Annotated in this window: 10 protein-coding genes; 6 read left to right on the top strand and 4 right to left on the bottom strand. The window is 73.2% G+C overall.

Annotation, left to right across the window (positions count from 1 at the left end; genetic code table 11):
• Positions 1-16: 16 nt before the first annotated feature.
• Entirely contained in the window at positions 17-649 is a 633-nt protein-coding gene (locus HLI28_RS08975; RefSeq protein ID WP_171247179.1) for a histidine phosphatase family protein, read from the bottom strand.
• A 63-nt stretch (positions 650-712) separates the two neighbouring features.
• Between HLI28_RS08975 and HLI28_RS08970 the strand changes: the two genes are divergently transcribed.
• Positions 713-1,216, top strand: coding sequence for an NfeD family protein (locus tag HLI28_RS08970; RefSeq protein ID WP_216077555.1), 504 nt, complete (start codon positions 713-715; stop codon positions 1,214-1,216).
• Between the two features lie 81 nt (positions 1,217-1,297).
• Positions 1,298-2,773, top strand: coding sequence for a flotillin family protein (locus HLI28_RS08965; RefSeq protein ID WP_171247178.1), 1,476 nt, complete (start codon positions 1,298-1,300; stop codon positions 2,771-2,773).
• Positions 2,774-2,801: 28 nt separating this feature from the next.
• Here HLI28_RS08965 and HLI28_RS08960 read toward each other — a convergent pair whose 3' ends face one another.
• Positions 2,802-3,389 carry an RNase H family protein gene (locus tag HLI28_RS08960; RefSeq protein WP_171247177.1) on the bottom strand — a complete coding sequence of 196 codons (588 nt, stop codon included), beginning with the start codon at positions 3,387-3,389 and terminating at the stop codon, positions 2,802-2,804.
• Positions 3,390-3,578: 189 nt separating this feature from the next.
• Between HLI28_RS08960 and HLI28_RS08955 the strand changes: the two genes are divergently transcribed.
• The 3 genes from HLI28_RS08955 (at position 3,579) to HLI28_RS08945 (ending at position 5,385) form a co-directional block, all read left to right on the top strand.
• Positions 3,579-4,673 carry a VIT1/CCC1 transporter family protein gene (locus tag HLI28_RS08955; RefSeq protein WP_171247176.1) on the top strand — a complete coding sequence of 365 codons (1,095 nt, stop codon included), beginning with the start codon at positions 3,579-3,581 and terminating at the stop codon, positions 4,671-4,673.
• A 62-nt stretch (positions 4,674-4,735) separates the two neighbouring features.
• Positions 4,736-5,059, top strand: a complete 324-nt coding sequence (locus HLI28_RS08950; RefSeq protein ID WP_171247175.1) for a GNAT family N-acetyltransferase — start codon at positions 4,736-4,738, stop codon at positions 5,057-5,059.
• Between the two features lie 23 nt (positions 5,060-5,082).
• Positions 5,083-5,385, top strand: coding sequence for a GNAT family N-acetyltransferase (locus tag HLI28_RS08945; RefSeq protein ID WP_171247174.1), 303 nt, complete (start codon positions 5,083-5,085; stop codon positions 5,383-5,385).
• Between the two features lie 19 nt (positions 5,386-5,404).
• On the opposite strand, the gene pgm is transcribed toward HLI28_RS08945, so the two are convergent.
• Positions 5,405-7,084, bottom strand: a complete 1,680-nt coding sequence (gene pgm, locus HLI28_RS08940; RefSeq protein WP_171247173.1) for a phosphoglucomutase (alpha-D-glucose-1,6-bisphosphate-dependent) — start codon at positions 7,082-7,084, stop codon at positions 5,405-5,407.
• Between the two features lie 174 nt (positions 7,085-7,258).
• On the opposite strand from pgm, the gene HLI28_RS08935 reads away from it, so the two are divergent.
• On the top strand, positions 7,259-8,092 hold the full coding sequence (locus tag HLI28_RS08935) for a peptidoglycan-binding domain-containing protein (RefSeq protein WP_171247172.1): 834 nt from the start codon (positions 7,259-7,261) through the stop codon (positions 8,090-8,092).
• A 7-nt stretch (positions 8,093-8,099) separates the two neighbouring features.
• Here the strand turns inward: HLI28_RS08935 and HLI28_RS08930 are convergent, their stop codons facing one another.
• Positions 8,100-9,710, bottom strand: coding sequence for a Na+/H+ antiporter NhaC family protein (locus tag HLI28_RS08930; RefSeq protein WP_171247171.1), 1,611 nt, complete (start codon positions 9,708-9,710; stop codon positions 8,100-8,102).
• Positions 9,711-9,746: the final 36 nt, after the last annotated feature.

The raw sequence follows: 9,746 nt of genomic DNA, 5'->3' as shown, positions 1-9,746 counted from the left end.
CGGACCCGACTTCCGGCTAGCCCACGAGGTTCCACGACGCGATGGTGGGCCGCCCGTGCGAGCTCCCGAGCTCGCTGATCGCGGCACAGCCGAGCTCCAGGTGGACGCCGAACCCCGCGTCCACCCCCAGCCACGAGGTGGCCAGCACGCGCAGCAGATGGCCGTGCGCCACGACCAGCACGGTCCCGCCGTCGGCGAGCGCCGGGCGGACGCGACGCAGGAACCGGTCGGTGCGCACCCGCACGTCGGCCAGGGACTCCCCGCTCGAGCCGCCGGCACCGGGCTCCCGGAGCGCCGGGAGGTCGACGCCGTCGCGGAAGATCTCGTACGGGCGGCCCAGCGCCGCGCCGACCTCGGCCGAGGTGAGCCCCTCCACCGGCCCGTAGTCCCACTCGGCGAGGTCGGGGTCCGTGACGGCGTCGGCGAACCCCGCCAGCTCGGCCGTGCGGCGGGCCCGCTGGAGCGGCGAGCAGTGCACGGCGACGGGTTCGAGGCCGGCCAGCCGCTGCCCGGCCGCCCGCGCCTGCCGTTCGCCGGCGGGGGTCAGCGGGACGTCGGTGCGCCCGGTGTGCCGCCCGGCCAGCGCCCACTCGGTGTCGCCGTGGCGCAGGAGCACGAGGCGGGACGGGCTCGCCGCAGGAGCGTTCATGCCTCGATCGTCCCGGATCGGGCCGAGGGTCGCGCCCGGAGGGTGATTTGTGGCACTCTTCACATGTTTGCCACATCTGCGTCCTGGAGGGCGTCCGTGCTCGTCTTCGCGCTGATCGGTGTCGCCGGTCTCGTCCTGCTCCTCGTCTCGCTCGTCGTCGGGGAGGTCGTGGACCTCGGTGACGGCGCCGTCTCCGGAACCTCCCTGGGTGTGGGTGCCGTCGTCTTCGGTGCCGTCGGCGCCGTCGTGACCGTCAACGGCTGGGCCCCGTGGATCGCCTACGCGGCCTCGGTCGCCGTCGGTCTGCTGGCGGTGCTCGTCGCCCAGCTCCTGATCCGGCGGCTCAGCGCCACCGAGGACAACGCGCACATCGACCTCGTGGGCGTGCAGGGCACCGCGACGACGGACATCACCCAGTCCTCCGGCGAGGTCGCGCTCGATGCGGTGAGCGAGCTCGAACGACGTCTGGCGTGGTCGACGGAGCCCATCGCCTCCGGGACCCGCGTGGTCGTCCTCGAGCACCAGCCCCACAGCGTGCGCGTCGGCCCCTACCGGCCCGAGGACTGACGCCGGGGCCCATGCCCCGGCTGTGTCGACCGGCACGCCGACCGTCATCCCCCGAGAGGAGTCGCGCTCCGGCGCGCAACCATGGACAGCTCTGCCAACCTCGTGACCACGATCGCCGTCGCGGCCGTCGTCCTCGCGTTCCTCGCCATCGGCGTCTTCGTCGCCCAACGGATCCGCCGCGTCCCCCCGAACCAGGCGCTCGTCATCGTCGGCCGCGGAGCCGGCCGCAAGGACATGGCCGGGCAGAAGGTCGTCATCGGCGGCCGGACGTTCGTCTGGCCCGTCCTGCAGCAGGGCTTCCCGATCTCCCTCGAGCAGCGCCAGATCGGGATCACCGTCGAGGGCGTCGACTCGAACCGCATCAAGATCGCCATCAAGGCGTCCATCAACTTCAAGGTGCGCGGCGACGAGGAGGGCGTGCGCCGTGCGGCGCAGCGGTTCCTGTCCCAGCAGGGGCTGCTCACCGAGATCATCGCCGAGTCCCTCGAGGGGTCGCTGCGCTCCATCGTCGGCGACATGTCGATCGAGGAGATCATCTCCGACCGCAAGGGGCTGTCGGACCGGGTCGTGGAGTCGACCAAGCGGGACCTCGCCGAGCAGGGTCTGCAGGTCGACATCCTCAACATCTCCGACATCTCCACGCCCGGGTCTGACTACCTGTCGAACCTCGGCCGTGCCGAGTCCGCCCGCGCCCTGCAGGTGGCCGAGGTGTCCGAGGCCGAGGCGCGCCGCGCCTCCGAGTTCGCCGTCATCGAGGCGGCCGAGCAGATCGCCGAGCGGCAGAAGGCGCTTGACCTGAAGAAGGCCGCCATCAAGGCCGACACGGACAAGGCCCAGGCCGAGGCCGAGGCGGCCGGGCAGCTCGCGCGGGCCGAGCAGGACCGGCTCGTCGCGCTCCAGGAGCGCGAGGCGCTCTCGGAGAAGGCCCGCGTCGAGCAGGAGCGTCTCGACATCGAGGTGCGCAAGCCGGCCGAGGCCAAGGCGTACGCCGAGGTGCAGGAGGCCAACGCGCGCCGTGACTCGCACAACGCGGCCACCGAGGCCGAGGCGTTCCGGCGCACCACCGTCGCCGAGGCGAACAAGAAGGCCGCCATCCAGGACGCCGAGGCGGCCGCCGAGGCCGTGCGTCGTGCCGGTGAGGCCGACCGCGACCGGCAGGTCGCGCACGCGGCCGGTATCCGGGCCGAGGGTGAGGCCCGTGCCGCCGCCACGGAGGCGGAGGGCCGCGCCGAGGCCGCCGCGACCGACGCCAAGGCCGAGGCGCTGAAGAAGTACGGCGAGGCGGCGCTGGTGCAGGAGCTCATCGAGCGGCTGCCCGAGATCGTGCGGGCTGCGGCGGAGCCGATGGCCTCGATCCAGGGCATGACCGTGATCTCCACGGACGGGGCGTCCGCCGTGACCAAGAACGTGAGCAGCGTGCTCGGCGAGGGTCAGGCCGTCGTCAAGGAGCTCACCGGGATCGACATCAACCAGCTGCTGACCGGGTTGGCGCAGAAGCAGGGAGCCGGCTCGGACCGGTCGGTCGCCGACGACCGGTCGGTGGCCAACGGCCACTGACCGGCCGCTGCCGGAGAGCTCGGCGCCCTCAGTCGAAGAGGGTGTCGAGCTCCCAGCCCGGGCCGCTCGTCGGCGTCGTCGTGGAACGGCGGGCGCCGACCGGCTCGGGCTCGGGGCCGCCCGCCGGCCCCGGGGTCTCGCGCCCCGCGTCGTCGTCGAGCAGGAGCCCGTCGAGGTCGCCGCGTCCGGCGGCCCAATCGTTCGCGGCCAGCTCGGCCAGCTCGCGGGCGCGTGCCGTGAACGGGCTCTCGACGTGGCCGCGGGCCCACCGGAACCGGACCGGACCGGTCCGCTCCGAGATCGCCTCGTCCAGGGCCTGCACGGACTCGCGGTGCGGCACCTCCTCGCCGGCGGCGGTGCGCCAGTCGTGCGCCTTCCACGTCTCCAGCCACTCGGAGGCGCACCGGAACGCCCACTGGGAACCCGACTCGACGAACAGGGGTTCGTCGCCGGGGTGGGCCTCGACGGCCCGGCGCAGCGCGGTCAGCTCGGCGACCCGCGTCGTGCCGTGCGCGTCCCCGCCGGAGTCGAAACGGCCGGAGCCATGGGCGACCCATGCCCAGCCGATCGCGTCGCCGTCGGTCGGGCAGGAGCCGTCGGTGCTGACAATGATCACGCCGGTGTCCCTCGGAGTCCGCGGATGCTGTCGCGTGCGGTGCGACGGCCACCATTGTGCCTTCTCCCGGTGACATCCGGGTCCCCCGCCAGGTGCGGATCGTCGGAGCACGTCCTCGCGGACCACCGAAACCGCTCCCGGCGCCCTCCGGAACACACGGAGCGCCGTCGGGCGCGATCATGGTGTCCCATGGACGCGCCCACGCCCACGCCGACCCGGACACCGGCCGAGATCCGCCGGTGGCGCCGCTACCTCGCCGCCGAACGCTGCGAGGCCGCCGTGTACCGGGACCTCGCCGCGACCCGCACCGGGGAGGAGCGGGAGATCCTGCTCGCCCTGGCCGCCGCCGAGAAGAGGCACGAGCAGCACTGGCTCGACCTGCTCGGCGACGACGTCGGCATGCCGCGCCGCGGCGACCCGCGCACCCGGATGCTGGCCTTCCTGGCCCGGCGGCTCGGCGGGGTGTTCGTGCTGGCGCTGGTGCAGCGGGCCGAGTCCCGGTCCAGCTACGCCGACGACGGCCACGCCACCGCGCAGATGGCCGCCGACGAGCAGATCCACGAGGAGGTCGTGCGCAGCCTGGCCACCCGGGGCCGCAACCGGCTGTCCGGGTCGTTCCGGGCCGCCGTCTTCGGGGCGAACGACGGTCTGGTGTCCAACCTCGCGCTCGTGCTCGGCATCGGCGCCTCCGGGGTGACGACCGGCACCGTGCTGCTGACAGGTCTCGCCGGGCTCCTGGCGGGTGCGCTGTCCATGGGCGCGGGCGAGTACGTGTCCGTGCGGTCCCAGCGCGAGCTCCTCGAGGCGTCCACCCCGGCGCCCTCCGCCACGGACGCGCTGCCGGACCTCGACGTCGACGCCAACGAGCTCGCCCTGGTCTACCGGGCGCGTGGCATGGACGCCGACGAGGCCGAGGCGAAGGCCGACGGGGTGCTGCACCGGCTGCAGGCCACCGGGGTGCCGGAGGGCATCGCCGAGGACGAGGAGCAGACGAACCACGAGACGCACGGCACCGCCTGGGGGGCGGCGGTGGCCAGCTTCTTCCTCTTCTCCTCGGGGGCGATCGTGCCGGTGCTGCCCTACCTGTTCGGCCTGGAGGGGACGACCGCGGTCGTGGTGGCCAGTGCGCTCGTCGGGCTGTGCCTCCTGGTCACCGGCGCCGTGACCGGACTGCTGTCGGGCACCTCGCCGTTCACCCGGGCCGGGCGGCAGCTCCTCATCGGGTTCGGGGCGGCCGGTGCGACGTACCTGCTCGGGCTGGCCTTCGGCACGACCGTGGCATGACCGAGGCGCGACCCCCGGCGGCCGCACGTGCACGTGGTGCGTGGAGGAGTAGATTTCCTCGGGTGTCCTCCCCTGCCGACGTCGACATCCACCACGACCCCGAGCACGGACGGTACGAGGCCCGGCTCCCCGCCCCGGCCGGCTCGCCCGACGGCGGTGCCCACGCGATCGGCGTCCTGCGCTACCACCGCGAGGGCGACGTCGTGGTCATCCCCAGCACCGTCGTCATCCCCGAGCACCGGGGTCACGGGGTGGCGGACGCGCTCGTCCACCGGGCCCTGGACGACATCGCCGCGGCCGGCGCGACCGTGCGGCCGGACTGCTGGTTCGTCGAGACGTGGCTCCGCCGCCACCCCGACTACCAGTACCTGCGGTGGTCCGAGTAGCGTCCCGACGGCAGCATGGGGGCATGAACGACAAGCCTGCTGTGACTGTCCGTGACGACCCCGAGCGGGGCGTCTTCCTCGCCCTGCTCGACGACGGCACCGAAGCCGGCGGGGCGTACTACGAGCGCTCCGGGGACGTGGTGAGCTTCGACCACACCGAGGTGCCGTCGGAGCTCGAGGGGCAGGGCGTCGGGTCGGCCCTGGCCCGCGGGGCGCTCGACACGGTGCGGGCCCGTGGTGAGCGCATCGTCGTGAAGTGCCCCTTCATCCGGGCCTACCTCGAACGGCACCCGGAGTACCAGGACCTGCGCGCCGACCGGGGCTGACCGGCCGGCGCGCGTCCCGCTACTCGCCGCCCAGCGCGTCCCCGACGACCTGCTTGGCCTCGGCCTGCACCTCGCCGAGGTGGTCGGCGGACACGAACGACTCGGCGTAGATCTTGTAGACGTCCTCGGTCCCCGAGGGACGCGCCGCGAACCAGGCGTCCTGCGTCGTGACCTTGAGCCCGCCGATCTTCTCCCCGTTGCCGGGAGCCTCGGTGAGCTTGGCGGTGATGTCCTGACCGGCCAGCGTCGTGGAGGTGACCTGCTCCGGGGAGAGTGCGGCGAGGCGCGACTTCTCCTCCCGGGAGGCCGCCGCGTCCACGCGGGCGTACCAGGACTCGCCGTACCGCTCGACGAGGTCGGCGTGGTGCTGCGACGGGGACCGCCCCGTGGTGGCGAGGATCTCCGAGGCGAGCAGCGCCAGCAGGATGCCGTCCTTGTCCGTGGACCAGACCCGGCCGTCACGGCGCAGGAACGAGGCCCCCGCCGACTCCTCGCCGCCGAACCCGATCTCGCCGGTCAGCAGGCCGGGCACGAACCACTTGAACCCGACCGGCACCTCGATGAGCCGGCGGTCCAGCCCGGCAGCCACCCGGTCGATCAGCGCGCTGGACACCAGCGTCTTGCCGATCGCCGCGGACGTCGGCCAGTCCGGCCGTGCGCCGCCGTAGAGGTACTGGATCGCGACGGCCAGGTAGTGGTTCGGGTTCATGAGCCCGGCGTCGGGGGTGACGATGCCGTGCCGATCCGCGTCGGCGTCGTTGCCGGTCGCGACGTCGTAGGGGGCGTCACCGGCCATCTGCTCCACGAGCGAGGCCATCGCGTGCGGGGAGGAGCAGTCCATACGGATCTTGCCGTCCCAGTCCAGCGTCATGAAGGCCCAGCGCGGGTCGACCTGCGGGTTGACCACGGTCAGGTCCAGGCCGTAGCGCTCGCCGATCGCACCCCAGTACTCCACCGACGCACCGCCCAGGGGGTCGGCGCCGATGCGGACGCCCGCCTCGCGGATCGCGTCCAGGTCCAGCACGTTGGCCAGGTCGTCGACGTACGTGGACAGGTAGTCGTGCCGGTGCGTCGTCGGGGCGGCCACGGCGACGTCCAGCGAGACGCGGTGCACCCGGGCCAGGCCCCCGGCGCGCAGCAGGTCGTTGGCCCGGTCGGCGATCCAGCGGGTCGCCTCGGAACCCGCCGGTCCGCCGTGCGGCGGGTTGTACTTGAAGCCGCCGTCGCGCGGCGGGTTGTGCGACGGCGTCACGACGATGCCGTCGGCGGCGCCGGGACCGCTGGTGCGCACCCCGCCCTCGGCCGCCGCGCCGTTGTGGATGAGGATCGACTGGGACACCGCCGGGGTGGGGGTGTACGAGTCGCGCGCGTCGATCATCACGGTGACGCCCGCGCCGGCGAGCACCTCCATCGCGGTCTGCCACGCGGGCAGCGACAGCGCGTGGGTGTCCCGGCCGAGGAACAGCGGTCCGTCGATGCCCTCCAGCGCCCGGTACTCCACGATCGCCTGCGTGATCGTGGCGATGTGCGCCTCGTTGAACGCGCCGTCGAGCGAGGAGCCGCGGTGGCCGGACGTGCCGAACGCGACCTGCTGGGCCGGGTCCTCCACGTCGGGCCGGATGTCGTAGTACGCGCCGACCACGTGGTCGACGTCGATGAGGTCGTCGGGCTGGGCCACCTGGCCGGCGCGAGGGTGCATGATCCGATCCTGCCAGCAGCCGCGCGGCGTGTCTTCCCTGGAGGCGGGCGAGATCCGTCGCTCCGCTCCGCGCCGTCGTCGTCGGACCGGTGCTGCTCGGGCCCCGGGTATCACCGCCCCGGGCCGGTCGCTCCCTCCGGGTAGGACCGACGAGTCGACACCGAGGAGAGCACGATGAACGTCCAGCCGTGGGGAAGTTTCGGGGCGGGGGAGAGCGGTCGCGCCGTCGTGGGGATCCAGCGTCTCCTGCGCGAGCACGGGCACTCGCTGACCGCCGACGGGACCTACGGACCCGTGACCGCGGCTGAGGTGGCGTCGTTCCAGGCGGACCGCGGCCTGGCGGTCGACGGCGTCGTGGGCATGCACACCTGGCCGGTCCTGGTGGTCCCGACGCGGGTGGGTGACACCGGGGAGGCCGTCCGGGCGGTGCAGCAGTTCGGACTGGTGCGGTTCCCGGGAGACCCGGAGCTCGTGATCGACGGCGTGTTCGGGCCGCTCACGGCCGAACGGGTCCGGTTCTTCCAGGAGTCGTGGGGCCTGACGATCGACGGCACGGTCGGACCGGAGACCTGGTCGTTCCTCGGTGCGGCCCGGCTCCCGTGGCCGCTGGTGAAGGTGGGTACGTGCCAGGAGACGAACTGGCGGGTGCTCGGCTCCCAGCACCTGTTGCGCCAGCACGGTGCGCCGATCGTCGCGGACGGTTTGTTCGGCCCCCTGAGCGGGGAGGCGATCCGGAGGTTCCAGCAGGCGCGGCGGAGCCGGTTCGTCTCGACGACGGTGGGTCAGCTCGACTGGCCGGAGCTGATCGTGACCCTGCAGCAGGGTGACGCGGGCGAGGCGGTGCGTGCGGTGCAGACCCTGCTCCCGGGTGGCCTCGCGGTCGACGGGGTGTTCGGCCCGCTCACCGATGCCGCGGTCCGCGACTTCCAGGGGATGTTCGCGCCGCCGAAGGACGGGGTCGTGGGGCCGATCACCTGGCACACCCTGTTGCTGCGGCTCTTCGACTGAGGACGGCTCAGGCGGTGGACGCGGGGCCCTGGTCCTGCCGGACCGGTCGGTCGGCCTCGACGGGCCGGCGCACGGCCCGCACGCCGAGCACGAGGGCGACCAGCACCACCAGCGTCACCAGCAGCCCCAGAGCCGTCCCCGCCCCGAGGGCGATCGCGACGTACCCGGCCAGGGCCGCGACCGCGGCCCCGCCCGCGTACGGGAGCTGGGTGAGCACGTGCGTGATGACGTTCGCCCCGGCACCGGTGGAGGACAGGATCGTGGTGTCCGAGATGGGGGAGCTGTGGTCGCCGAGCACGGCTCCGGCGAGCACGGCCCCGAGGGCCGGCAGCAGCAGGTCGGGTTCGCCGAGGCTGTTCATGATGCCGCCCACCAGGGGCAGCAGCAGGGCGAAGGACCCCCAGGACGTCCCGGTGGCGAACGCCATGGCGGCCGCGAGGACGAAGACGACCGGGACCAGCCACGAGGCCGACAGGTTGGTGTCCTCGACGAGCCCGCCCAGGTAGGCACCCGTGCCGAGCTGGTCGATGAGCCCGGTGAGCATCCAGGCGAGGACGAGGATGCTGACCGCCGGCCACATGGACCGCAGCCCCTCGATCCAGCCGCGGCCGAAGTGCCGGGCCGCGAAGGCGGGGTTCGGGCCCGTGTAGCGCAGGTAGTAGAAGACGGCGCCGGCGAGCCCGAGCACGCCGCCCACCACGAGCGCGGTGCTGGTGTCCGTCTCGGCGAGGATCTCGACGGCGTCCCACGTGCCGGCCGCCGAGTACCCGGTCCACACGATCCCCGCGAAGACGCCGACCACCAGCAGCACGAACGGGACGACCAGCGCCCGCTTCTCGCCGGGGTGGTGGACCGGCAGGTCCTCCGCGAGGCGTCCGGGGATGTCGTCGTCGGGGTCGAACGGCTCGTCCTCGTGGACGGCGCGGGCCTCCTCGCGCCGCATGGGCCCGACGTCCAGGCGCAGCAGGATGACGAGCCAGACCGTCACCGCGGCGGCGATCGCGTAGTAGTTGGCGGCGGCCGCCCCGAGGAACGCCTGCACGCTGGAGGCCGTGATCGCGGACGCCGCGACGATCGGGGCGAGGATCCCCATGATGTAGGCGCCCCAGCTCGAGAACGGGGCGAGCACGGCGACCGGCGCGGACGTCGAGTCGATGATGTAGGCGAGCTTGGCTCGCGAGACCCGGTGCCGGTCGGTCACCGGGCGGGAGGCCTGGCCCACGGCGAGGGCGTTGAAGTAGTCGTCGATGAAGATGACGATGCCCATGATCGCCGGGAGGACCTGGGCGCCCCGGCGCGTCCGGATGCGCTCCACCGCCCAGTCGGCGAAGGCCTTGGTGCCGCCGGACATCATGATGAGCGCCGCGATCACGCCGAGGATCAGTGTGAACACGAGGATGTAGACGTACCAGGTGTTCACCGCGCCGTCGACCCAGAAGATCGCCACGAAGGACTCCCACACGAGGCGCAGCGCCTCCAGGGGGTCCAGGTCGGCCACGAGCAGGGCCGCGGCCAGCACCCCGGCCCCGAGGCTGAGCAGCACACGTTTGGTGAGGACCACCAGCACGATCGCCAGCACCGGGGGCACGATCGTCAGGATCGGGTAGCTCTCGAGCACGGGTGTCCCCCTCGCGGCCGGATCCCCCGACGGTAG

Origin of the sequence: Isoptericola sediminis, from assembly GCF_013085345.1 — a bacterium.
Lineage (GTDB): Bacteria > Actinomycetota > Actinomycetes > Actinomycetales > Cellulomonadaceae > Isoptericola > Isoptericola sediminis.
This window is presented reverse-complemented; position numbering and strand designations above follow the sequence as displayed.